We start from the raw sequence: 25,041 nt of genomic DNA on the forward strand, positions 1-25,041 counted from the left end.
CACAGAGTTTTATTGCCGACCAGCCACAAAAAGCGATTAATTGTTGCTTTGCAATAACGGTGAATGCATGAGACTCTGCTGACGGAATGCCACGATCCACGCCGATTCAACCCAGGCTGAATGTGTTGCTGAGTGGTGATTCACATAGTATGCCACCCAATCAAACTGCACCCGGCTCAATCCGACAGCCGCAACCATCGGTAGGCTACGCACCAGCCGAGGGCTGCCGCCAACCCACACAGCGAGAAGGTGAGCGAGGCGCCACCATCCTCCCAGATCAGGCCGCCGCCCAAGCCGCCAAGCGTCCCACCCAGGCCAAAGGACACACTGATATAGAGTGCCTGCCCCCGCGCTTGGTTCCGCCCTTGGAAGAAGCGGTGCACCAGGGCAATCGATGCGGCATGATTGGTGCCAAAAGTCGCTGCATGCAGGAGCTGCGCCAACACTATCATGCCCAAGCTGCCCACACACCAGCCGATCACGACAAAGCGGACTGCCGCCAGGGCCAATCCCAGCAGAAACAGCTGCCGCAAACCAAGGACATTCAGGATACGAGGGATGCACAGAAAGGCCAGCACCTCCACCACCACGCCCAGCGCCCACAGATAGCCGATATGGCTTTTGGCGTAACCCGCCGTCTCCAGATAGATGGAGAAGAAGGTGTAATAAGGGCCATGTGCCAAGGCCATCAGAAAATTGGCGGCAAAAAAAGCGAGCACGACAGGCTGGCGCACAATCTCACTCAGCACTGCCGATTCGGCCTGGCCATGAGCCTGGCCCACTTCTGGGATGAGCCAAGCATACAGGGCGATCACCCCGATACAACCCAGCACCACCCATGGCACGACAGCCACGCCAACCCCATCGATCAGATGGCCTATGCCAACCGTGGACAATATAAATCCGATCGAGCCCCACAGCCGGATTGCACTATAACGGTGCGAGTCCTTGCCCAGCATACTGAGGGTAGTCGCCTCCACCAAGGGCAGGCTGGCGCACCAGAAGAAGAACAAGGCCGCCAGTGCGGCAAACAGCGTCCAGAAATGCTGATCCAACAACAACAAGCCGAAACTGGCCAAGGCGGCCAGACTCACCCCCCGGACAATGGTCGCCCGCCTGCCAGTACGATCAGACACCCAGCCCCAGAAGGTGGGTCCGACGATCCGCACTGCTTGCTGCAGCGACATGAGCACCGCAATCTGCCAAGCCGAAAAGGCCAGCGCCTGCAGGTAGAGCCCCCAATAGACCGATATGACGCCATTGAACGCAAAATAGGCGAAGTAAAACCCAGACAACCGATACCACATGGCTGGCGTGATGCCAGAAGCAACCAGAGCAGCGCTCATTGCCCCACCCCGGACAACCAAACAGACTTCACCATCATGATCTCATTGAGACGGGGAGTCTTCCTCAGCCGGTGCGATAGGCGTCGGCATGGCGTCGAACTCCTGCTGACGAGCGCGGCCCTTACCACGACGGAATGCCCATGGCGGCGTTGGATCGGCATCCTGCCATAACCCCCTTTTATCATCGCGCGCCTGTTGCTGCGCAAGTTGATAGCGGTCGAATTCACTGCCAGACTGCAGCTTCTTGGCGAATTGCACGTAGTGCCACGCCATTCCGTCAGACAACTGGGACAGATTGATGTCAGTCTCCCCAAGCCAGACATGGCCAACGACACGGCCATATTTGTCGCGATCCACCACCACCACTTTGACCTGCTCGCCAAATACTTTATCTGACAAAGCCTGTTTGGCCCGCTGACCCCAGGCCTGATTTTTTTCCGGGGCATCGATAAAGGCGAACCGGATCTTGTGCTGGGCCAGCCCCGCATCCAGCACAGTGATGGTATCGCCGTCTGCAACCCCGACCACCTTGCCCTCGATGGCATCGCTATTGGCTTTGCCCAGCTGCGACCAACCCACCGCCAATAGCATCGACACCAACACCAGCACGGCATACGCCTTGCGGCGCGGGTCTTTTGAAAACAGCAGCGCCTGGACTGCATTCAGCAATTTTGCCTGGCCACGCATTGTTACAGCATCTTCCTGACTGATTCGATGGCCTTGTCAGCATCCTGATCACTGGGCTTCAGCTCACGCTTGATCGGCACCGCCAAGCCACGCTGCACCGCAGGCCGCGCCTCGATCTCGGCCAGCCACCGCTGCAAATGGGTCAGCCCTTCAACAGAGACCCCCGACCACTCATGGATACGCACCCATGGAAAGCTGGCAATGTCAGCGATGGAATATTCCCCTGCCAGATAGGGGCTTTGGCCCAGCCGGGTATTCAATACCTCATACAACCGGCGCGTTTCTTTCTGATAACGATCAATCGCGTAGGGAATCTTCTGCGGAGCATAACGATGGAACACATTGGCCTGCCCCTGCATGGGCCCGACACCGCCCATCTGGAACATCAGCCATTGCAACGCAAGCGAGCGTCCTTTGGTATCAGCCGGTAGCAACTGGCCTGTTTTTTCCGCCAGATAGATCAAGATGGCACCGGACTCGAATACCGCGAAATCCTCTTGCTCACGGTCGATGATGGCAGGAATCCGCCCATTGGGGTTGATCGCCAGATACCAATCCTGCTTTTGCTCCATCTCACCGAGATTCAACGCCTTGACCTGATAAGGCATGCCGATCTCCTCCAGCATGATGGAAACCTTCTGTCCGTTTGGTGTTGCTGCCGTGTAGAGTTCGATCATCGCCTTGCAATTCCTTTTCTGCAGTCGTCCGACATTATAACCACGGCCATACCAAAGCAGCAGCGCCAGTTTTGTGGATATAGGGAGCAGGTTTGAAAAGGCCGACGATGAGAAAAAACACGCTCCTCCTGCCCCCCGAGCTTTCTTAACGATCTGCCATCGACCTTTGGGCCAACCAGGCCAAATGGATGACCTTCCGCATACCAAGCTGATCCCGAACATATCGAACAGCCGCGCCCATCGGGCACCAGACGGCAGCGTGCCTGCAGGGTTTCACAAGAGCACAACGCAGTTTCTCTTCCGGCTCAAATGCAGACAGGATCGGAGCACCGCTGGCGCCCCCATTTCAAAACATGGCTGCTCTTGCACGAGTCAAAGATGCCAGTGCAATCTAGTGCGCTCGTATCCAGCCATCAGGATGAAAACGCTTGCCGGGCATACGCATGGGCCCGTCGCGCTGGGCAGGCTTTGTCGCATCATTACAGTAGGAACTTTGCCCCGGATGAACAGACCATGGGGCCGACGGAATTGGCTGCGCAGATTGATGATAATAGGAGACAGCGCTTCGAGCGCAGGAAACTCAAACCGTTATGGCGGGTCATTCGAATTTATAGTCGATGCCGATCGTTGCCGACGCCTCCCACTTACCACCTGGCAACTGAAAGGCACCCGGGCTATGGGCTTGCGCTCGTTCGGAATTCTGATACTCGCGTTCCAGCATCGCATTCAAAGACGGGCTGGCGCTATTGATGCCCGCATAGCGCGGGCGCCCTACTTGTGCCATGCCGACATCAGCAACCAAGTTGATATCACCGGCTCTTGACGAAGCTCGGTTGAAATCCATGCCAAGCAGGGGGGCGATCTTGCCAATGGTGAATTGGCCGGCGGTCAAGGCAATGTCCTTCACGCCTTTGCCGAGCGTCTGCGCAAAATTGACCAATTTGATGCCAACTGAGTGCAACGAACTTGTGAAGGGTGAGGTGCGTCCTTCTGCCACAGGGGCATCCACTACCGCAACAGGCGCCGAGGCAACGATTTGATCCAGATGGGGAGTCAGTTCAGAATCAGGCACAGCAGCAAGTGGCTTTTCATTGGCCACCATGAAGCCTGGCAGGCGCGCGAACATATCGCGGGGAATCAGGACGGGATTACTGCGGGGCGAATCCTCGCCCCGCAGCTCCACTGGTTCGATGAGCGGGTTGCACCCCACTGGCGCAGCTGCCACCCCGGTACTGATACCGAGCAGCACGCCGCACAGGCAGCACCGCAACTTCATCGCGTCTCCTCAACAAGTGCGATTTATTAATATGTATATAGCACCGCACCACCCAAATTGGAGTGGAATTTAAACTCTAAAATTTCCACTGTCAACAATAAGTAGTTACCCGAATGGTTAAACCAATACCTTGAATCCCATCACTTTTTACTGAACAATGTTCATCAAGGGCATTCGAGCGCTGTGCTGCCATACGACCTATCCGCCGAAAAGCCTTTCAGCACTAGGGTTTTACACAAGCCCTCATGCCATCGGCACATCTGGCACAGTTACTGATGCCACGCCAGATTATGACAATATAATGATATGTGCGGTTACAAACGTCAACCCGATTCAAATGAGTTGTGACACAATGCCAAGCATGCTGAACGAACGCTCACAAATCCTGCTCAAGACCCTGGTTGAACGCTATATTTCGGATGGTCAGCCAGTCGGCTCCCGCACCCTGTCCAAATATTCGTGTCTGGATCTATCTGCTGCTTCGATTCGGAATGTGATGGCCGATCTGGAGGAGATGGGGTTCATCACCAGCCCTCATACTTCCGCTGGCCGTATCCCTACCCCGATGGGATACCGGGTCTTTGTCGATACCCTGCTGACCGTCAAGCCACTGCAGTCGGTGGAGATTCATCAGCTAGAGGAACAGCTCCACCCCGACAATCCGCAGCGGCTGATCAATTCGGCATCTCAGCTGCTCTCTGAGCTGACGCAGTTTGCGGGTGTCGTGATGTCGCCCGTGCCCAGCAATGTATTCAAACATATCGAGTTCATCCCGCTCTCGGAAAAGCGTATTTTGTTGATTCTGGTGACGCCAGAGGGTGATGTCCAAAACCGGATGCTGCTGACCGACCGAGCCTACAGCCAGCCCGAGCTGGTCATGGCCAGTAATTTCTTCAACCAGCATTTTGCTGGCAGGACTTTGGATGAGATCACGGTTTCGTTGCGAGATGAGCTGCAACAATTGCAGATCGATATCAGCATCCTGATGAAGGCCGCACTGGCGGCCAGCAACGAGACATTGAGTTCTGGCAGTCAGTATGTGATTGCAGGAGAGCGTAATCTATTGAATGTCGAGGATTTTTCCTCAAACGTCCACAGCTTGCGACGGTTGTTCGATCTGTTTGAACAGAGAACCGAGATGTTGAAGCTACTGGAAATCAGCCGATTGGCGGATGGGGTGAAGATCTACATCGGCGGGGAATCCGGGGTTGCGCCGCTGGATGAATGCTCTGTCGTCACAGCGCCCTATGAGGTGAATGGCCAGGTTGTCGGTACCGTGGGTGTCATCGGCCCGACGCGCATGGCTTACGAGCGCGTCATTCCCATCGTCGATGTCACCGCCAAGCTGCTGTCCAGTGCACTGACCACGGCCACTCAGGCATAGGCAACGGTTAGCAGCTCAACCGACAGGCCGATACCAATATGGCGTAAAAAAGCCGACACCCTGTGTCGGCTTTTCCTTGAGTGTCAATCTGCTCAAGCCATCCGCTGCAACACTGCTTCCTTACCGATCAGCGCCAACACCGCGTCAATCGACGGAGTCTGGGTGGTGCCGCATACCGTGACGCGCAATGGCATGCCCAACTGGCCCATCTTGATACCTTCCTCTTCACAGAATGGCTTGAAGAGGGTGTGAATGGACTCGGCGGTCCAGCTGTCCAGCGCCGCCAGTTTGGCCGCGAAACGCTTCATCCGGGCAGCGGATGCTTCGTCCAGATGCTTTGCGGTTTCTTCAGCGCTGGGCGTCCGCTTCTGGTAGAAATAATCACACTGACCAGCCAGCGCATTCAAATCCTGCACTCGCTCTTTCACCAAACTGATCACCGCTGCCAAAGCCGGGCCATGATCAACACCAATGCCTTTATCCGCCAGACGCGGCGCAACCAAGTCAGCCAGCCGGTTGTCATCGGCTGCTTTCATATGCTGGGCATTCAACCACAGCAGCTTTTCCTTGTCGAAACGAGAGGGGCTGGGGCTGACACCTTCCAGGCTGAACCACTCGACAAATTGGTCCATGGTAAAGAATTCTGCATCACCATACCCCCAACCCAGACGGGCCAGATAATTGAGCAGCGCCTCAGGCAGAATGCCCATGGTGGCATACTCCACCACGCTGACTGCATCGCGCCGCTTGGACATCTTCTGCCCGTCTTCGCGCAGAATCATCGGCAGGTGGCCGTACACCGGCAGGGCTGCGCCCAGCGCCTGAAGAATATTGATCTGGCGCGGGGTGTTGTTCACATGGTCATCGCCACGGATCACGTGGGTGATGCCCATGTCCCAGTCATCGACCACCACGCAGAAGTTGTAGGTCGGCGTGCCATCCCCACGGGCGATGATCAGGTCATCCAGCTCCTGGTTGCTGATCTCGATGCGTCCTTTTACTGCGTCATCCCACGCCACCACACCCTCCAGCGGGTTACGGAAGCGCACGACCGGCTGCACGTCAGCAGGCGGGGTCGGCAGGACCTTGCCCGCCTCTGGCCGCCAGCGGCGGTCATAGCGGGGCTTTTCGCCACGCGCCTCGGCTTCGGCGCGCATCTGATCCAGCTCTTCTTTACTGCAATAACAGTGATAGGCCGTCCCTGCCGCCAGCATATCTTGAATCACGGCCTTGTATCGGTCGAAACGATGCGTCTGGTAGAAAGGCCCCTCATCATGCGCCAAACCCACCCATTGCATACCATCCAGAATCGCTTTGACGGATTCAGGGGTGGAACGCTCCAGATCGGTGTCTTCAATGCGCAGCACGAAGGTGCCAGCATGCTTACGGGCAAACGCCCAGGAGAACAAGGCGGTGCGGACACCACCGATGTGAAGATAGCCGGTAGGGCTGGGAGCAAAACGCGTGCGAATCATGATCACTGTATCGTTGCGGTAAAACGCCCGATTCTACCCGAAAACCCATACCAGCTGAAAAAGAAGGGGCAGCCGCCAACCCTACCCGAGCATGCCATCTACCATATGCAACACCCGATCGGCCCGCGCGGCCAGTTCCTGATCATGGGTGACGATCACCAATGAGGTGTTCAACCGCCGATTCAAGCTGAGCATCAGCTGGTAGACCTCATTGGCGGTGTGTCGATCCAGATTGCCTGTGGGCTCGTCCGCCAGCAGACAGGCAGGCTGCGTGACCAGCGCCCGTGCGATGGCGGCACGTTGTCGCTCGCCGCCAGACAATTCGCCCGGTTTATGTGCCAGGCGATGCCCCAGGCCCACCTGCTCCAACATCTCCTTGGCCTGCCTAGTGGCGGTCTCAGCGGATTCACGTCTGATCAGCAATGGCATGGCGACATTTTCCAGTGCGGTGAACTCCGGCAACAAATGGTGGAACTGGTAGACAAAGCCCAGCGCACGATTACGCATTTCACCTTTGCGCCGTTCATTGAGCTCGCCCAGATTCTGGCCATCGATCAGGATCTGACCACGCGTCGGGGTATCCAGCCCCCCCACCACATGCAGGAAAGTGCTCTTCCCAGAGCCAGAAGCCCCGACGATGGCGACGATCTCGCCCCTTGCCACAGTCAGGCTGATGCCTTTCAGGACGGGCACCGGCACCTCGCCTTGCATAAAGGTCTTTTCAACCCCGGTACATTGAATGATGGGATTACTCATAGCGCAGTGCCTCGGCGGGGTTGATGCGGGCAGCACGCCAACTTGGGTAGAGGGTGGCCAACAATGACAGGATCAATGAGACGACAGTGATGACGGAAACGTCAGACCATTGCAGATCGGATGGCAACTCAGTGATGAAATACACCTCACCCGCCAGGATCTTGGTACCGATGAAGCGCTCGATGGTAGGGACGATCACATCGATATTGAGCGCAGTGACGATGCCCGCCAACGAGCCCGCAATGGTGCCGATGAAGCCCACAATCGACCCCTGTACGATGAAGATCTTCATGATCGAACCAGGTGATGCACCCATGGTGCGCAGAATCGCGATATCAGCCTGTTTGTCGGTCACGGTCATCACCAGGGTCGAGACCAGATTGAACGCGGCCACCGCCACGATCAACGTCAGAATGATGAACATCATGCGTTTTTCAATCTGCACCGCACGGAAATAATTGGCATTCTGCTGTGTCCAATCCATCACATAGGCATCGGCCTTCAGAGTGTGGATCAAGGTACGGGCCACAGTGGGGGATTGCATCACGTCATCCAGCTTGAGCCGCACCCCGCTGACATCCTCTCCGAAACGGAACAGCTTTTGCGCATCCGCCATGTGGATATATGCCAAGGTATCGTCGTACTGGAACAAATCCATATTGAAGATGCCCACCACGGTGAATTGCTTGAAGCGCGGCATCGCACCAACTGGCGACACCTGGCCCTGCGGCGTGATCAGCGTCACCTTGTCGCCAATCTGCACCCCCAGCTCCCGCGCCACCCCTCGCCCGAGCACCATGCCAAAGGCACCCGGCACCAAGGCATCCATCTTGCCCTGCTTCATGTGCTTGGCCACGTCCGAGACAGTGGCTTCCGCGTCCGGCACAATACCCTGAACCGCCACGCCCTTGACCGTAGCATCAAAGCTCAACAAACCCTGGCCGCTGACATAAGGTGCTGATGCGACCACATGTGGGTTCTTCCGAACCTGTTGCGTGACAGACTGCCAGCCCGCCAAGTGCTCCTTCGGCCCGATCACCTGGACATGTGACACAACAGACAGCATGCGGGCCCGTACTTCCTTCTGGAATCCATTCATCACCGACAGCACCACGATCAGCGCCCACACGCCCAGTGCAATGCCCACCATGGAGGCGCCAGAGATGAAGGAAATAAAGTGATTGCGCCGCTTGGCCCGCGTGTAGCGCAGCCCGACGAACAATTCAAATGGCGTCAATGCAGTTACCTCATTTTAGGAAGGCGGCAGTGTGCCATATCCGACCGATCTGCTCCAGCACGGTACCAACAGTATGATCGAGCCGACTGCCCAGTGCGTGTAAAATAGGCGGTTTTCGCGATAATGCCAGCCCGCCATGCACCTGACTCTCGTCATTCCCCATCTGTTCTGGCCTGATCCCGATCTGCCCGAGATATACCAGGACCTGCCACTGCCTGCGCTGAGCTGGTTGCTGTCTCGCAGCACTCGCCAGCCGCAGCCGCTGTCCGCCGATGACTGGCTCGCCCACACTTTTGGCCTGCCAGATCAGGCCACAGCACCGATCAGCCTGCAGGCGGAGGGATGCAAACCAGGGCAGGATTACTGGCTGCATGCCGACCCGGTACACCTGCAAATCAACCGGGACCAGTTGATTCTGGCAGACAGCGGCATCCTGTCGATCAGCCAACACGAAGCCGATCAGCTGATCGACTCGCTGAACCGACATTTTGCAGCAGATGGGTTGCAGTTTGTTGCGCCCTACCCCAGCCGCTGGTATGTACGCTGCCAGACCGCGCCGCAGATCACCACCAAGTCCGTCCACCGCGTGATCGGCCAAGATATCCACCGTCACCTGCCTGTGGGGGCCGATGCCATGCATTGGCATCAGACCCTGAACGAAATCCAGATGTTGCTCTACACCCACCCAGTCAACGATGCACGGGATGCTGCAGGCGACCCGCTCATCAACAGCCTGTGGTTTTGGGGCGGCGGCATCTGGCAAGCACCCACCACGCCCGCTTACGACTGCTGCTGGGCCGATCCACACTTGGTTTCCGCGCTGGTGCAAACCAGCGGGCTACGCCACGAGGCCCTGCCCGCCACCGCAGCAGCCTGGTTTGAACACGCGCAGCAGGACCGGCAATGGATCTGGCAAGACGCCCTGTGCGGGCCTGCCTGGTACAGCGATGCCCATGGCTGGCGGGAGGCATTGTCCCGACTGGAACAAGATTGGTTTCATCCGCTCAAAACAGCCTTGACCCAAGGCAGGCTGGCATCCCTGACCATCATCGCACCGGAGATGGGAGAATTCACGCTGACGCCACGCGCCGCCTGGTTGTTCTGGAAACGCACGCAATCCCTCGCCACCTGGGCGCCAACCCAGCACGCCGCACAAGTGAGATCCGCATGAGCATCATCCGCACCCGCCCAGCCAACACCAGCCACGTGCAGGCCCTGACCGCCAGCGGCCTGTCACCACTGTTTGCTAGGCTGTATGCCGCCAGAGGGGTTGGAACACCAAGCGATCTGGAAACAGGTCTGGATCAGCTGATCCCCTATCATCAGCTGAAAAATGCCGATGTCGCTGCCTGTCGGCTGGCCGATGCCATCGCCCGCCAACAGCAGCTGCTGATCGTGGCCGATTACGACTCGGACGGCGCCACAGCTTGCGCCGTTGCCATGCGCGCACTGAGTGCAATGGGCGCACGGGTAGATTTCATCGTCCCCAACCGGTTTGAATATGGCTATGGCTTGACTCCCGAGATCGTCGAGCTGGCACGCCACAAACAACCTGACCTGCTGATCACCGTGGATAATGGCATTGCCAGCATCGACGGCATCGAGGCCGCCCGTGCCCATGGCATCGAGGTGCTCGTAACCGATCACCACCTGCCCGGCGACCGGCTGCCGGAGACGCTGATCGTCAATCCCAATCAACCTGGCTGTCCTTTCCCCAGCAAGCATCTGGCCGGGGTGGGGGTGATTTTCTATGTCATGTTGGCGCTACGGGCCGAGCTGCGTCGCCGTGGTGCCTTTGGCGAAGGCTCCGGCCCCAATCTCGGCAATCTGCTGGATCTGGTTGCGCTGGGGACGGTCGCTGACGTGGTCAAGCTGGATCACAACAATCGGGTGCTGGTCAGCCAAGGCTTGGCGCGCATGCGCGCTGGGCGTGCCATACCAGGCATCCTTGGGCTGTTCCGGGTGGCAGGGCGACAATTTGTACAGGCCAGCTGTTTCGACCTCGGCTTCACGCTCGGCCCCAGGCTGAATGCGGCGGGCAGGCTGGATGATATGTCCCAGGGCATCGCCTGCCTGCTCACCGACGACCCAGACCACGCCCTGTCGCTGGCAAGCGAGCTGGACCGCCTCAACCGCGAGCGCCGCGCCATCGAAACCAATATGCAGGAAGAAGCGCTGGCGATACTCGATGGCCTCGACGTCGAAGATCGTTATGCCATCGGCCTGTACCGGCATGACTGGCACCAAGGCGTGATCGGCATCCTCGCCTCTCGCGTCAAAGACCGCTTCCACCGCCCCACCATCGTATTCGCACCAGGAAATGCCGGTGAAATCAAAGGATCGGGCCGCTCCATCGGGCCACTCCATCTGCGGGATGCGCTGGATCTAGTCTCCAAACGCCACCCTGATCTGATCCTGAAATTTGGTGGGCACGCTGCAGCTGCTGGCCTGACGATCCGAGATCATGACTTCGAACGATTCAAGATCGCGTTCGATGCCGCCGCCCGCCAGATGCTGGAAGCCAACGATCTGAATCGGGAGATCCTGACCGATGGCGAACTGGGGCAACGTGAATTCACGCTGGACAATGCCGTATCGCTCAACCGACAGGTATGGGGGCAAGGCTTCCCGCAGCCCGCGTTTCATGGCGAATTCCAAGTGGCCAATCAGCGCGTGGTGGGTGAAAAACATCTGAAACTGAAGCTGGCGACCCAAGGCCAAGTACTCGATGCCATGCTGTTCAACCATGCTGACCCACTGCCAGAGCGGGTGCGAGCGGTGTATCGTCTCACCGCCAACGAATTCAATGGCAACACCAGCCTGCAATTGATTCTGGAGCACTGGGAAGCGCCCTGAAAAATGGGGCGTTCCCGCCCCGTTTTCCGTCAACCGCTCTATTTGAAAGCTGGCACATCCCAGCGCTTCCATTCATCCTTGAACCATGCATAGAACACCGGCGCGGCCACCACCCCGACTGGGCCAAAAATCCGCTCCATCAACAGCATCACCAGCAGAATTTCCCAGGCTTTCGCCTTGATTTCCCCACCCACGATCCGGGCGTTGAAAAAATACTCCAGCTTGTGGATCACGATCAGATACCCCAGCGCCCCCGCCGCCGCACCAAATGAATGATGCAAGCTGAGCAGGAACACGACCGTATTCGAGATCAGGTTGCCGATCACCGGCAACAAACCACAGATGAAGGTCACCACGATCATGGTCTTGACGAACGGCAGATGCACCCCCAGCAATGGCAGTGCAACAGCCAGATACAAGCCCGTCAACGTGGTATTGAGTGCAGAGATCTTGACCTGGGCCGACACGATGCGTGAAAACGCCAAGCGGATCGCACCCATCTGCGTGAACAACTGGTTGGACACCGGCCCTAATTTGGTCAATTCAATCAGGTCAGAAAAAGCGATCATCGCGCCAAGCAACATGCCCAACAAGGCATAGCCCAACACCTTGACCGCCCCCAGGCCGATGTTGCCCACCATCGCCGCATGCTCGCGCAACAGCCGCCCCACCTCGCTCAGCAACTCACTCCGTGGCGGCAGGTATTTCGCAATCATCTCAGGTAACCATGTCCGGCTGGAATCCACCGCATCCGCCATTTCCTGCAACAAGGCTTCCAGCATGCCATGGGGTTTGAAAAAGAAAGTGACCCCGGTGACCACCGCCGTCAACAGCCCAACCACCACGATCGCCACGGTTGACACCGCCAACCATTTGGCTCGCCCCGACGACAATCGGCCAAACAGCACCCGCGACAATGACTCCACCCACCAGAAGGTCAGCAGACCGGTGAACAACGGCACCAGCATGCCACCGTAAACCGTCAACAAGAACAGGGCCGCAGAAAAGGCAAAAGCCGCGAAACGAAGGCTGGCAGGTGTCCAGCGTGTGAAAGCAGTATTCATACGAGAAAGAGGATCGGTCGGAGCTGGCATCATAAGTGTTTTAGCCGCCTCGTCAACCTGCAAGCCATGACATATGGAAATATATGACCGCCCCCCACCTCGTCCCAGCACTGATTCCGCAAGATGGCAGAGCCACCCATCGCATGCATGATGATCCGTATGTTGCCAATCTGCCCGCTTCAGTTGATAATTCGCCCGTTCATGCAGGAGAGTGTGACCAACCGTCACCGCCGAAGGCGCAAATTCACCCGGAATCGCTCAGGCAAAAGGACTGCACGATGCAGCTGAATGCTGCCGCCCAGCTGGTTGGGCGGTCTGGCCAGCAAACGCTGTGGCGCCTTGGCGCCCAATCACTCTGGAGAGAGATGGCCTGACCGCCATCCGCCGAAGGGGCTAACGGCTGACTGGCCGGAAAATCTCAGGTGCCAAGGACAGAGGGGTGAGTCTAAGATGGTTTAAACCCGTAACGAACGAACCTGGACTCACTTCATGACCACTGCCCCGCAACGCACGCCCCTGTTTCAAAGCCACGTCGACTGTGGTGCCAAAATGGTCGATTTCGCTGGCTGGGAAATGCCCATCCACTATGGCTCCCAACTGAAAGAACACGAAGCCGTGCGCACTGACGCTGGCATGTTCGATGTTTCGCACATGACGGTGGTTGACCTCACCGGCACCGATGCCAAAGCCTATCTGCAACGCCTGCTCGCCAATGACGTAGCCAAGCTGGGCTTCGTCGGCAAAGCGCTGTATTCCGGCATGCTCAACGAGCAAGGCGGGGTCATCGATGACCTGATCGTCTACCTGACCGACTGGGGTTACCGTATCGTCGTCAATGCTGCCACCCGCGACAAAGACCTGGCCTGGATGGAAAAACAGACCGCCGGTTTCAGTGTCAAACTGACCGAGCGCCCCGAACTGGCCATGGTGGCAGTACAAGGCCCACAAGCCATTGCCAAGGCATGTGCTGCTTTTGCTGACAAAGCCGAGCTGATCCAATCCCTGAAGATTTTCCAAGGCGTACCGGCAGGTGACTGGTTCATCGCCCGTACCGGCTACACCGGTGAAGACGGTCTGGAGATCATGGTGCCCAGCACCGAAGCCGCTGCTTTCTGGCAAGCACTGGTCAAGGCAGGTGTCGTGCCATGTGGGCTGGGCGCACGCGATACACTCCGCCTGGAAGCAGGCATGAACCTGTACGGCCACGAGATGGATGACAGCGTCTCCCCGCTGCAAGCTGGCATGGGCTGGACGATCGTCTGGGAACCGGCTGATCGCCAATTCATTGGCCGCGACGTGATCCAGGCTGAAAAAGCAGCTGGCGTGAAGATGAAGCAGGTGGGCTTGGTGCTGGAAGGCCGTGGCGTGATGCGTGATGGCATGAAAGTCGTGGTGGAAGGCCTGGGTGAAGGCATTACCACCAGCGGCACATTCTCCCCCACCCTGAAGACCTCCATCGCCATGGCACGGGTGCCAGCTGGCACCGGCAGCACTGCGCATGTCGATATCCGTGGCACACTGGTGGAAGTCAAAGTAGTCAAAATGCCTTTCGTCCGCAACGGCAAGAAGGTCTACGAATAAACACCAACCTGGCTTGGCTGATTCAACCATACCAAGCCATATTCGCCACCGGCACGTGCTGTGTGCAGCATGGTCGGTGGGATGGAATGGATTGATGTAGGGCGGATGGGATCATCCCACCATATCCGCCGTTATCTGTCGCTGGGCTGCGGTGTGTACCCGCCCTACAAACAAAAAAGGAAAGCATGATGAGCAATATCCCCGCCGAGCTGAAATATGTTGAATCCCACGAGTGGCTGCGCAAAGAAGCCGATGGCAGCGTGACCGTCGGCATTACCGCCCATGCACAGGAGCTGCTGGGTGATGTGGTATTCGTGGAGCTGCCCAAAGTCGGCGCCGTGTTGGACAAGGACGCCCAGGCAGGCGTGGTGGAATCCGTCAAAGCCGCTTCGGATGTCTTCTGCCCGATCGCAGGCGAAATACTGGCCATCAACGAAGCACTGGAAGCCACCCCTGAGCTGGCCAACAGCGACCCCTACGGCGAAGGCTGGTTCTTCAAGATCAAGCCGGCCAGCCTGGTTGACCTGGATGCCTGCATGGACGCCAGCGCCTATGCCAAGGAAATCGGCGCCTGAGGCGTATCCACAAGATCAACAACAGCCCCTGTTTCTGCCGGGGCTGTTGTTTTTTGGCCCGACCGGCCAACGACGTATGTAAGGAACTCAGCGATGAAGCATTCGCTCACTCAACTCGAACACCACGAAGAATTCATTGGCCGCCATATCGGCTCCGAACAGGCCGACCTGGATGCCATGCTCAAAGCGATCGGCGCCAGCTCCCTTGACAATCTGGTCGAGCAGACCGTTCCCGCCTCGATCCGCCTCGCCCATGCGCTGCCACTGGGTGCGCCACGGACCGAGCACGAGGCATTGTCCGCACTCAAAGCCGTTGCCAGCAAGAATCAGATCAAACGCTCGTTCATCGGCATGGGCTACTATGACGTGATCACCCCCAAGGTGATTCTGCGTAATGTGTTGGAAAACCCCGGCTGGTATACCGCGTATACCCCGTATCAGGCTGAAATCGCTCAGGGTCGCCTCGAAGCACTGCTGAACTATCAACAGATGGTCATCGACCTGACCGGCATGGAGCTGGCCAATGCATCGCTGCTGGACGAAGCCACTGCCGCTGCCGAAGCGATGGCCATGGCCCGTCGGGTGGGCAAGGCCAAGAGCAATGCCTTCTTCGTCGATGTTGATTGCTTCCCGCAGACCATCGATGTCGTCAAGACCCGTGCGGCCTTCTTTGGCTTCGAGCTGGTCTTCGGCAAGGCTCAGGATGCCGCTCTGCACGACGTGTTCGGTGCCCTGCTGCAATACCCGAACCAAACAGGCGAGCTGGTCGATATGCCTGCCATCATCGCGGCGCTGAAGGGCAAAGGCGTCATCACCGCCGTCGCCACCGACCTGATGGCCCTGCTGATGCTGAAATCGCCCGGTGAAATGGGCGCAGATATCGCCCTGGGCTCCGCGCAACGCTTTGGCGTGCCGATGGGCTTCGGTGGCCCGCATGCTGCCTTCTTCGCGACCATGGACGAGCACAAGCGCTCGGTGCCGGGCCGCATCATCGGCGTCTCGGTCGATGCCCGTGGCAAGAAAGCCCTGCGCATGGCGCTGCAGACCCGCGAACAGCATATCCGCCGCGAAAAGGCAAATTCAAACATCTGCACCTCGCAGGTGTTGCTGGCCAATATCTCATCGTTCTATGCGGTCTATCACGGCCCGGTCGGCCTCAAGCGCATCGCTAGCCGCATTCACCGCCTGGCGGCCATTTTTGCGGAAGGGCTGAAGCAGACCAAGCTGAATGTGCTGAACACCAGCTTCTTCGACACCTTGCACATCGAGCTGGGCAGCCATGCGGGCGATGTCTACCAGGCAGCACAGGCAGCGGGCTACAACCTGCGCCGTGTCAGCGCAACCGTATTGGGCGTGTCCTTCGATGAGAAATCGACCCGCGCCGATGTCGAAGCGCTGTGGGCAGCCTTCGGTGCCAATGGCCATTCAGTCGATACCATCGACAACCTGCTGGCCGATGGCAGCGGCATTCCGGTCGGCTTGGCCCGTGAATCGGCCTACCTGACCCACCCGGTGTTCAACCGCTACCACACCGAACACGAGATGCTGCGTTATATTAAGCGCCTCGAAAACAAAGATCTGGCATTGAATCACTCGATGATCAGCCTCGGCTCATGCACCATGAAGCTGAACGCCACCAGCGAGATGATTCCAGTCACCTGGTCCGAATTCGGTGACATGCACCCCTTTGCACCGCTGGATCAAGCCCAGGGCTATCTGGAAATGATCAACGGCCTCGACAGCTTCCTGCGGGCCATCACCGGCTTCGACGCCATCTGCATGCAGCCCAACTCGGGCGCGCAGGGCGAATACGCCGGTCTGGTTGCCATCCAGCGCTATCACACTTCGCGCGGCGAAGGGCATCGTAATGTCTGCCTGATTCCCAAGTCAGCGCACGGCACCAACCCCGCCACCGCTCAGATGGCCAATCTGGAGGTCATCGTGGTCAACTGCGATGACAACGGCAACGTGGATGTCGCAGACCTGAAAGCCAAGGCTGAGCTGCATTCCAAGCACCTGAGCTGCCTGATGATCACCTACCCGTCCACCCATGGCGTATTCGAAGAGGCGATCAAGGACATCTGCGACATCGTCCACCAGCACGGCGGCCAAGTGTATATGGATGGTGCCAACCTGAATGCGCAGGTCGGCCTCACTCAGCCCGCGCTGATCGGTGCCGATGTGTCGCACATGAACCTGCACAAGACCTTCTGCATTCCACACGGCGGCGGTGGCCCCGGCATGGGTCCGATTGGCCTGAAGGCACATCTGGCGCCCTTTACCAGCAACCACGCGGTACAGCCGATCGAAGGCCCGAACCAGGGCCAGAGCGCGGTTTCCGCAGCGCCTTACGGCTCAGCCTCGATTCTGCCGATCTCGTACATGTATATTGCGATGATGGGCGCCCAAGGCATGAAGACCGCAACCCAAGTGGCATTGCTGAATGCCAACTACATTGCCACCAAGCTGGCACCACACTACCCCGTGCTGTATACCGGTAGCCAGGGCCGCGTCGCGCATGAGTGCATCATCGACATCCGCCCGATCAAGGCTGCGTGCGGCATCAGCGAGGTCGATATCGCCAAACGCCTGATGGACTATGGCTTCCATGCGCCGACCATGTCCTTCCCAGTGGCAGGCACCATCATGATCGAGCCGACCGAGTCCGAATCCAAGGCCGAGCTGGATCGCTTCATCGAAGCATTGATCGCGATCCGCCATGAGATCCGCAAAGTCGAGGCGGGTGAATGGACAGCGGACAACAACCCGCTGAAACATGCGCCGCACACCCAGTCAGACGTGATCGGCAACGAATGGAGCCGCCCATACAGCCAGCAGACCGCTGTCTTCCCGCTGCCGTGGGTGGGCGACAACAAGTTCTGGCCAAGCGTCAACCGTATCGATGACGTATATGGCGACCGGAACCTGTTCTGCGCCTGCGTACCGATGGACGAGTACGCCAGCTGAAGCCAGCACTTGAAGTAGTAAACGCCACCCCGTGCAAGCGGGGTGGCACGATATCGCATCAGAACTGGCGCCAGCCCGGGCAAACCCTACCCTGACAGCCCTGGCGGGTGCGTGTACGCTATATGTGGCTGACAGACTGCTCCCGGCGGCGTTCCTTTGCTTGCCCACCCCGCCAGAGCGTGGATCTGAACAAAGCTGCCAGCCCAACCTGCCATTTCTTGTTCGGAGAACCCGCATGTCTGTGTTTCTGGTATTGACCGTCATTGGCGATGACAAACCCGGCCTCGTTGAACAGCTCTCCACCACCATCAGCCGCCATCAAGGCAACTGGCTGGAGTCATCGATGTCCCATCTCGCCGGGAAATTCGCCGGCATTCTCAAAGTCAGCGTCCCCAACAACCAGGCGGATGCACTGAAAGCCGCACTGGGCAACCTGGCCCAGCTGAAGGTGATCGCAGAGACATCCATCGAATCCTCGCTGCGACAATTCAATCGCAGATTGAATCTGACCCTGGTTGGACATGACCGCATCGGCATCATCCGCGAGGTGTCGCAGGTGCTGGCCAAATACGCGGTGAACGTCGAAAAGCTGACCACCTATACCAGCAGCGCCGCCATGTCCGGTGACCTGTTGTTCCACGCCAAGGCCGAGCTGGAAGCCGATAAAAGCCTGGATGCACCCGCCTTGAAACAGGAGCTGGAGCAGTTGTCCAATGATCTGATCGTTGATATCACCCTCGATGAAATCATTGCCGCCTGAATCCAGGCTTTATCAACCCAGGCAGCTCGCCGTCCGCGAATTCATGCATATTCGCGGCAAGTCGCATCAGTTCTGGCATTGGGGACAACCTCACGCCCCCTTGCTGGTGATGTTGCATGGCTGGATGGACAGCGGCATCTCGTTCCAGTTTCTGGTAGACGCGCTCCAGCAAGATTGGCACGTGGTGGCGCCCGATTGGCGCGGCTTCGGTGGCAGCGAATGGAACCAGGGCAGCTATTGGTTCCCCGACTATGTGGCCGATCTGGATGCCATGCTGTTGGCCCTGTCCCCAGCCGCTCCGGCCAGATTGGTCGGCCATAGCATGGGCGGCATTGTGGCGTGCCTGTATGCGGGCCTGCGCCCGTCACGGGTCGAGAAGCTGGTATCGATCGAGGGATTTGGCCTGCCTACCACCCAGCCCGATCAATCCATCCAGCGGATGCGGAACTGGCTGGATGAACAGCACCAGCCACCCAGCTTTGGTGACTACACCGCCGATGTCATCATCGCCCGCCTGATGCGCAACAACCCCCGCCTGCCCCGTGACAAAGCGGTTTTTCTGGCACAGCACCTGGCCAAGCAGACCGGTTCGGATCAATGGATCTATTGTGCCGATCCGTCCCACAAAATGGTGAATCCCGTGCTATATCGACTGGAAGAAGCCAAAGCCATCTGGCGCGAAGTCACCGCGCCGACACTTTGGCTTGCCAGCGATAGCGACTGGCTGCCCAATTGGCTGAAGGAAACGCCGAGCGAATTCAAACAACGGACCGATTGCTTCCAGACCTTTCACTACCAGCAGATCACCGATTGTGGGCACATGCTGCACCAGGATCAACCCGCCCACGTCGCTGCCGCCATCGAAACATTCCTCATGGCCGCCCCCACCTGACGTAATACGATGAATGCAGAGCGGGCCCGATTCAACTGAAGAGGTTCCACGGCCTGCACCCAGACCCTGCCCAAGCGCACCAGCCCGCCCCTGAGTCGAGCACGCAGCGGTTCATGGCTGGGCTTGCTGCCTTATCATAACTTTTTCCGCTAACCATATTCGGAATTATCATTATTTTGCATATACACGCTGTGGTATGCTGGCCCGTCATGATAGTCAGGCTGCGAAATCCACTGGATATCGCACCAATGCCAATACAAAAAACGGTTGTGTCAGGCCGGTCATAGGCACCCAACCGATGGGGATACCACACCATGTATATCTACGACGACATCGATCAGCGAATCATCGATGAGCGCGTTGCCCAATTCCGCGACCAGACCCGCCGCTATCTGGCCGGCGAGCTGACCGACGATGAGTTCCGCCCGCTGCGCCTGCAAAATGGCCTGTATATCCAGCGCCATGCGCCGATGCTGCGCGTGGCCATCCCCTACGGTGAGCTGAACACCCGCCAGCTGCGTAAACTGGCTGACATCGCCCGCCGCTATGATCGTGGTTACGGCCATTTCAGCACACGCCAGAACATCCAGTTCAACTGGCCCGCGCTGGAGGCCGTGCCGGAAATCCTGGCTGAATTGGCCACGGTACAGATGCACGCCATCCAGACATCGGGCAACTGCATCCGCAATACCACCACCGATCAGTTCGCAGGTGTCACTGCTGATGAAATCATCGACCCGCGCCCCTACTGCGAGTTGATCCGCCAGTGGTCAACCTTCCACCCCGAATTCGCGCACCTGCCGCGTAAATTCAAAATTGCCGTCAATGGTGCGATCGATGACCGGGCAGCAGTCTGGGTTCACGATATCGGCCTCAACCTGCGCCATGATTCGGATGGGCAGATCGGCTTTCAGGTCATCGTGGGTGGCGGCCTGGGCCGGACACCAATTGTGGGCGCAGTGATTCGGGAATTCCTGCCCCGTGAGCATCTGCTGACCTATCTCGATGCCATCTTGCGGGTCTACAACCGTTTTGGCCGTCGTGACAACAAATACAAGGCGCGGATCAAGATCCTGGTCAAAGCACTGAGCCCAGCGGTCTTTGCCCAGAAGGTGGAAGCGGAGTGGGCCCACCTTCAGGACGGCCCTGCGACGGTTCCCGCTGCGGAATTCGAACGCCTGGAAGCATTCTTTGTCGATCCCGCCTATGAAAAGCTGCCAATGGAAGATGCAGGATTCCGCGCTGCCATGGCAGGCAACAAAGCCTTCAGCAAGTGGGTTGAGCGCAATGTCCGGGCGCATAAGGTGCCTGGCTATGCAGCCGTCACCCTGTCATTGAAGGCCACCGGCACTGCCCCTGGCGATGCCACTGCCGACCAGATGGATGCAGTGGCTGATCTGGCCGACCAATACAGCTTTGGTGAATTGCGGGTCAGCCACGAACAGAACCTGATCCTGGCCAACGTCAAACAGGCCGACCTGTATGCCTTGTGGGAGCTGGCCAAGACCAACGGCCTCGCCACCGCCAACATCGGGCTCCTGACTGATATGATCTGCTGCCCAGGCGGTGACTTCTGTGCGCTGGCCAATGCCAAATCCATTCCCGTGGCTGAAGCCATCCAGCAACGCTTTGAGGACCTGGATTACCTCTACGATATCGGTGAACTCGACCTGAACATTTCAGGCTGCATGAACTCCTGTGGTCACCATCACATTGGTCATATCGGCATCCTGGGGGTCGATAAGAATGGTGAGGAGTGGTACCAGATATCGATTGGCGGTGCGCAAGGCAATCATGCCTCCTTAGGCAAGGTCATCGGCCCCAGCTTTGCACGTGCCGACATGCCAGATGTCATCGAAAAACTCATCCACATCTACCTGACCCGTCGCCAGGATGAAGAACGATTCATCGATACCGTTCGCCGGATCGGCATCGAGCCATTCAAGGAGCATGTCTATGCCAAAGCTCATTAAGCAGCGTCAGATCATCGATGACCATTTTGTCGTACTGCGCAAAGCCGACGATGGCAGCCTGCCCGCACTCCCCTCGCAAGGTGACGTGATCGTGCCCCTGGCCAGCTGGCGGAGCGAACGCGACCAACTCTTGGCCAGGGAAGGTGCAATCGGCGTATGGCTTGCCCCGGATGAAGAGCCTGCCGACATTGCCGATGATCTGGCCCATTTCGCCGTCATCGCGATCGACTTCCCAGCCTTTACGGACGGGCGCGGCTTCTCCACCGCACGCCTGTTGCGTGAGCGCTATGGCTACCAAGGCGAGCTGCGGGCCATCGGTGATGTCTTCAAGGACACCTTGTTCTATCTGGCGCGCTGTGGCTTCAATGCCTTTGCAGTCAGGCCAGACAAGAATATCGACGACGCCCTGCTGGCATTGGATGACTTCAGTGACAGCTACCAGACCGGCGTCGATCAACCCGTGCCATTATTCAGGCGACGTGTCGCCTGAACGGCCATCAAGCCCAAGCCTCTGTATCAGGCAGCAAGGCATCATCAAAATACGCCGCATCATGCGGCGTATTTTTTTAAAAAAATCAAGAAAACAATCGATTAAGCAAACACCCCGATTCATACCATTATCATGTTAAGGTAAGGTTCAGCCTATTCCGATAGACTGCCGCCAGTTTGTTCGCAACGAGATTCAGGAGTTTTCCATGTTCAAGCAGCTTGCATGCGTCTTAGCCACAGTTGGCCTGATGGCCAGCACAGCCGCCAATGCGGGCGATATCGATGGAAATGCCGTGATTGGCGGCGCGGTGGGTGGTGCTCTGGGCACAGCCATCGGCAGCCAAGTGGGTGGCCGTGATGGTGCCATCATCGGCGGTGCGATTGGCGGCGCCACCGGCGCAGCTGTCGGCTCCAATGTCTCCAAGCGTCGTGAGGCCCGTGTCGTGCGTGAACGTGAGGTGGTGTATGTCGATCGCCATGGCCATCGTGGCCGGGGCCGAGGGCATGGCCACCGTCATCACCGCCACCACGACGACGATTGATGTTGTCCGTACCACCCTCTCTTCCTTGATACTTGCCGCGCAGATTTGCGCGGCTTTTTTATTCCTCCCCATCCAAGTCATCTATAGGCTTTCCCCATATTTAACTTCGTGATGTTTTGTCTATACAATGGGGCTTCCAGTCATTCAAGTAAACTGGGAACCGGCGCCAGACCGGAACATGTTCACATTTGACAACCTGCATCGCATTTGATCGCCAGACCAAGTGACGACAGCTTGCCATATTGGACACATACAGCATTCAGACAGCATCGAGGGGACTCACTATCATGATCAGCGTCTTTGACCTGTTCTCAATCGGTATCGGGCCATCCAGCTCGCACACCGTCGGCCCGATGAAGGCCGCATTGGCATTTGTAGATCAGCTCCGTCAACAGCAACAACTGGGGGCCGTCACCCGCGTCAAAGCTGACTTATATGGCTCGCTCGCACTCACCGGCCAAGGCCACGGCACAGTCAGCGCCACATTGCTCGGGCTGGAGGGCAAGCATCCACGCACCATCGAGCCAGCCTTGGTCGGGCCACGCGCACTAGCCATCCAGCAGGAAAACGCCATGATGCTGGCGGGCACCCACCCCATCCCGTTCGACTTCACAAAAGACCTGCTGCTGCACAAACACGAATTCCTGCCCAAGCACGCCAACGGTATGCGTTTTTCCGCGTTCGACAGCCAGGGCAAGCCACTGTTGTTGCAAACTTGGTATTCGATCGGTGGGGGTTTTGTCGTGCAGGAAGAGGAATTCGGCACCGATCAACCCACGGTCACCGTCCCCTTCCCCTTCTCGAACGCTGATGAGCTGCTGGCGCACTGTCGCAAACAGGGTAAATCGATTGCCTCACTGGTCTGGGAGAACGAACGCGCCCGGGCCAGCCGGGAAGAGCTACGCGCACGCGGCCTGGAGATTGCGCAAGTCATGCATGAATGCGTGGCCGCCGGCTGCCGCCACGAGGGCATTCTGCCGGGCGGGCTCAATGTCAGACGCCGCGCACCCTCTCTATACAAAAAGCTCTCCGCCCAGCACGCCGCGGGTCAACACAACGCCATGCTGTGGCCCATGCTCTACGCCATGGCGGTGAATGAGGAAAATGCAGCCGGCGGTCGGGTCGTGACCGCCCCAACCAATGGCGCCGCAGGCATCGTACCCGCCGTGCTGGAGTACTATCGGAACTACATCCCCGGCGCCAATGACGACCGTATCATCGAGTTCCTGCTGACCGCAGGCGCGATCGGCCTGTTATACAAGATGAATGCCTCCATTTCAGGCGCAGAGGTCGGCTGCCAGGGCGAAGTGGGCGTTGCCTGCTCGATGGCTGCCGGCGCGCTGGCTGCAGTCATGGGCGGCACGCTGGCACAGGTTGAGAATGCTGCAGAAATTGCCATGGAGCACCATCTGGGTATGACCTGTGACCCAGTCGGTGGATTGGTGCAAATCCCCTGCATCGAGCGCAACGGCATTGCTGCCGAGCAGGCCATCAAGATCGCCCAACTGGCCTTGCTTGAAGATGGGGACCACAAGGTATCACTCGACACAGTGATTCAAACCATGTACGAAACCGGCAAGGACATGCAACAACGCTATAAAGAAACCTCACAGGGCGGGCTGGCCGTCAACGTCATCGAGTGCTGACAGGCGGGTAGCGAACGGCTTGGCTGCAGCCAAGCCAATCACCACCCTCGCGTGGCTCGCGCAAATCGTGCGAGCTGCGCCACCTGCTGCGTCAACAATTCTGCCGCCTCTGTCTGCGCCTGCACCAATGTCATCGGCCCGCAGACCACGGAAAACAGCCCGTCAAACTCCGCTGACAGCTTTTCAATATCTGCCTTCACCAACCCGCCAGACACCAGCGTCACCGGCACACCCGCCGCCCGCGCCAGGCGTGCCACCTCAACCGGGGCCTTTCCAGACAAGGTCTGCGCATCCGTCCGCCCCTCTCCGGTCAACACCCAATCTGCCTGCGCAATTGCTGCGGGCAAGCCAATCCTATTGGCGATCTGGCGAGCACCGGACTGCTGCACCCCACCCAGGCACTGCAAGGCAAACCCCAGCCCACCCGCCGCGCCAGCACCGGGTGATTGCGCCACCTCACCCACTCGCAGCACCGATTGCAACAAGCCCGCATAGCGCCCCAAGATACAGTCGAATTCATCACACTGCGCAGGCAACATCCCTTTCTGCGGCCCAAACACATAGCTCGCACCAGATGCGCCGCACAATGGATTGACCACATCGCTCAAGATGGAAAGGGAACCCCCCCGCAATCGGGCATCCAATCCCGACGCCTCCACGCTTGCCAACACCCCCAAACCTGTCAGGGTAGGCACAATCGGGTGGCCCGCATGGTCCAGAAACCGGCAACCCAACTCCGCCAACATGCCCACGCCCCCGTCATTAGTTGCCGAGCCACCCAACGCCACCTCAATATGTGTCGCGCCCCGCTCCAATGCATGCCGGATCAGGCGCCCCACCCCAGCAGTCGTCCGATCC

The 25,041-nt window shown here is 58.3% G+C and carries 21 protein-coding genes and 2 riboswitches; of the genes, 12 read left to right on the plus strand and 9 right to left on the minus strand.

From position 1 onward, the window contains the following. Positions 1 to 176: 176 nt before the first annotated feature. The 4 genes from HNQ59_RS10230 to HNQ59_RS10245 form a co-directional block, all read right to left on the minus strand. The gene (locus HNQ59_RS10230) at positions 177 to 1,346 is read right to left on the minus strand and encodes an MFS transporter (protein ID WP_246490944.1); all 1,170 of its coding nucleotides are present in this window, start codon (positions 1,344 to 1,346) and stop codon (positions 177 to 179) included. 42 nt (positions 1,347 to 1,388) lie between these two features. Next, complete coding sequence (locus HNQ59_RS10235) at positions 1,389 to 2,033, minus strand: thermonuclease family protein (RefSeq protein ID WP_246490945.1); 645 nt, start codon at positions 2,031 to 2,033, stop codon at positions 1,389 to 1,391. Positions 2,034 to 2,035: 2 nt separating this feature from the next. Next, positions 2,036 to 2,710 (minus strand): glutathione S-transferase family protein, encoded by a 675-nt coding sequence (locus HNQ59_RS10240; protein WP_184038681.1) that lies wholly within the window; start codon positions 2,708 to 2,710, stop codon positions 2,036 to 2,038. Between the two features lie 598 nt (positions 2,711 to 3,308). Beyond that, a complete protein-coding gene (locus HNQ59_RS10245) occupies positions 3,309 to 3,986 on the minus strand; it encodes a hypothetical protein (RefSeq protein ID WP_184038682.1) in 678 nt (225 codons plus the stop codon). Positions 3,987 to 4,347: 361 nt separating this feature from the next. On the opposite strand from HNQ59_RS10245, the gene hrcA reads away from it, so the two are divergent. Next, positions 4,348 to 5,370 carry a heat-inducible transcriptional repressor HrcA gene (gene hrcA, locus HNQ59_RS10250; protein ID WP_184038685.1) on the plus strand — a complete coding sequence of 341 codons (1,023 nt, stop codon included), beginning with the start codon at positions 4,348 to 4,350 and terminating at the stop codon, positions 5,368 to 5,370. 92 nt (positions 5,371 to 5,462) lie between these two features. On the opposite strand, the gene gltX is transcribed toward hrcA, so the two are convergent. From gltX to HNQ59_RS10265, 3 genes are all read right to left on the minus strand, one after another. Further along, complete coding sequence (gltX, locus tag HNQ59_RS10255; protein ID WP_184038687.1) at positions 5,463 to 6,845, minus strand: glutamate--tRNA ligase; 1,383 nt, start codon at positions 6,843 to 6,845, stop codon at positions 5,463 to 5,465. Between the two features lie 81 nt (positions 6,846 to 6,926). Continuing rightward, a complete protein-coding gene (lolD, locus tag HNQ59_RS10260; protein WP_184038690.1) occupies positions 6,927 to 7,601 on the minus strand; it encodes a lipoprotein-releasing ABC transporter ATP-binding protein LolD in 675 nt (224 codons plus the stop codon). After that, entirely contained in the window at positions 7,594 to 8,838 is a 1,245-nt protein-coding gene (locus HNQ59_RS10265; RefSeq protein WP_184038692.1) for a lipoprotein-releasing ABC transporter permease subunit, read from the minus strand. Before HNQ59_RS10265 ends, lolD begins: the two co-directional genes overlap by 8 nt. 136 nt (positions 8,839 to 8,974) lie before the next feature. Here HNQ59_RS10265 and HNQ59_RS10270 point away from each other — a divergent pair, with 136 nt between their 5' ends. Both HNQ59_RS10270 and recJ read left to right on the plus strand, forming a co-directional pair. Continuing rightward, positions 8,975 to 10,009, plus strand: a complete 1,035-nt coding sequence (locus HNQ59_RS10270; RefSeq protein WP_184038695.1) for a phosphoglycerate mutase — start codon at positions 8,975 to 8,977, stop codon at positions 10,007 to 10,009. Continuing rightward, the gene (recJ, locus tag HNQ59_RS10275; RefSeq protein WP_184038698.1) at positions 10,006 to 11,694 is read left to right on the plus strand and encodes a single-stranded-DNA-specific exonuclease RecJ; all 1,689 of its coding nucleotides are present in this window, start codon (positions 10,006 to 10,008) and stop codon (positions 11,692 to 11,694) included. Before HNQ59_RS10270 ends, recJ begins: the two co-directional genes overlap by 4 nt. 38 nt (positions 11,695 to 11,732) lie before the next feature. Here recJ and HNQ59_RS10280 read toward each other — a convergent pair whose 3' ends face one another. Beyond that, complete coding sequence (locus HNQ59_RS10280) at positions 11,733 to 12,758, minus strand: AI-2E family transporter (RefSeq protein ID WP_184038699.1); 1,026 nt, start codon at positions 12,756 to 12,758, stop codon at positions 11,733 to 11,735. 194 nt (positions 12,759 to 12,952) lie between these two features. Continuing rightward, positions 12,953 to 13,042, plus strand: a riboswitch (glycine riboswitch). A 61-nt stretch (positions 13,043 to 13,103) separates the two neighbouring features. Further along, a riboswitch (glycine riboswitch) is annotated at positions 13,104 to 13,203 on the plus strand. A gap of 44 nt (positions 13,204 to 13,247) precedes the next feature. On the opposite strand from HNQ59_RS10280, the gene gcvT reads away from it, so the two are divergent. The 9 genes from gcvT (at position 13,248) to HNQ59_RS10325 (ending at position 24,183) form a co-directional block, all read left to right on the plus strand. After that, the gene (gcvT, locus tag HNQ59_RS10285) at positions 13,248 to 14,339 is read left to right on the plus strand and encodes a glycine cleavage system aminomethyltransferase GcvT (RefSeq protein ID WP_184038701.1); all 1,092 of its coding nucleotides are present in this window, start codon (positions 13,248 to 13,250) and stop codon (positions 14,337 to 14,339) included. 188 nt (positions 14,340 to 14,527) lie between these two features. Further along, the gene (gcvH, locus tag HNQ59_RS10290; protein WP_184038703.1) at positions 14,528 to 14,914 is read left to right on the plus strand and encodes a glycine cleavage system protein GcvH; all 387 of its coding nucleotides are present in this window, start codon (positions 14,528 to 14,530) and stop codon (positions 14,912 to 14,914) included. A 93-nt stretch (positions 14,915 to 15,007) separates the two neighbouring features. After that, the gene (gene gcvP / locus HNQ59_RS10295; RefSeq protein ID WP_184038705.1) at positions 15,008 to 17,881 is read left to right on the plus strand and encodes an aminomethyl-transferring glycine dehydrogenase; all 2,874 of its coding nucleotides are present in this window, start codon (positions 15,008 to 15,010) and stop codon (positions 17,879 to 17,881) included. Positions 17,882 to 18,116: 235 nt separating this feature from the next. After that, positions 18,117 to 18,641 (plus strand): glycine cleavage system transcriptional repressor, encoded by a 525-nt coding sequence (locus tag HNQ59_RS10300; RefSeq protein ID WP_184038708.1) that lies wholly within the window; start codon positions 18,117 to 18,119, stop codon positions 18,639 to 18,641. Continuing rightward, positions 18,622 to 19,533, plus strand: a complete 912-nt coding sequence (locus HNQ59_RS10305; RefSeq protein WP_184038711.1) for an alpha/beta fold hydrolase — start codon at positions 18,622 to 18,624, stop codon at positions 19,531 to 19,533. Before HNQ59_RS10300 ends, HNQ59_RS10305 begins: the two co-directional genes overlap by 20 nt. 314 nt (positions 19,534 to 19,847) lie before the next feature. Beyond that, the gene (locus tag HNQ59_RS10310; protein ID WP_184038713.1) at positions 19,848 to 21,506 is read left to right on the plus strand and encodes a nitrite/sulfite reductase; all 1,659 of its coding nucleotides are present in this window, start codon (positions 19,848 to 19,850) and stop codon (positions 21,504 to 21,506) included. After that, positions 21,490 to 21,996: a DUF934 domain-containing protein gene (locus tag HNQ59_RS10315; protein ID WP_184038716.1), complete on the plus strand. Its 507-nt coding sequence runs from the start codon at positions 21,490 to 21,492 to the stop codon at positions 21,994 to 21,996. The genes HNQ59_RS10310 and HNQ59_RS10315 overlap by 17 nt, the downstream gene beginning before the upstream one ends. 205 nt (positions 21,997 to 22,201) lie before the next feature. After that, a complete protein-coding gene (locus HNQ59_RS10320) occupies positions 22,202 to 22,537 on the plus strand; it encodes a glycine zipper domain-containing protein (RefSeq protein WP_246490946.1) in 336 nt (111 codons plus the stop codon). Between the two features lie 284 nt (positions 22,538 to 22,821). After that, a complete protein-coding gene (locus HNQ59_RS10325) occupies positions 22,822 to 24,183 on the plus strand; it encodes an L-serine ammonia-lyase (protein WP_343074239.1) in 1,362 nt (453 codons plus the stop codon). Between the two features lie 38 nt (positions 24,184 to 24,221). On the opposite strand, the gene HNQ59_RS10330 is transcribed toward HNQ59_RS10325, so the two are convergent. After that, the coding region (locus HNQ59_RS10330; protein ID WP_184038721.1) for a glycerate kinase family protein at positions 24,222 to 25,041 on the minus strand (820 nt) is incomplete at its 5' end.

Source organism: Chitinivorax tropicus, assembly GCF_014202905.1.
GTDB lineage: Bacteria > Pseudomonadota > Gammaproteobacteria > Burkholderiales > SCOH01 > Chitinivorax > Chitinivorax tropicus.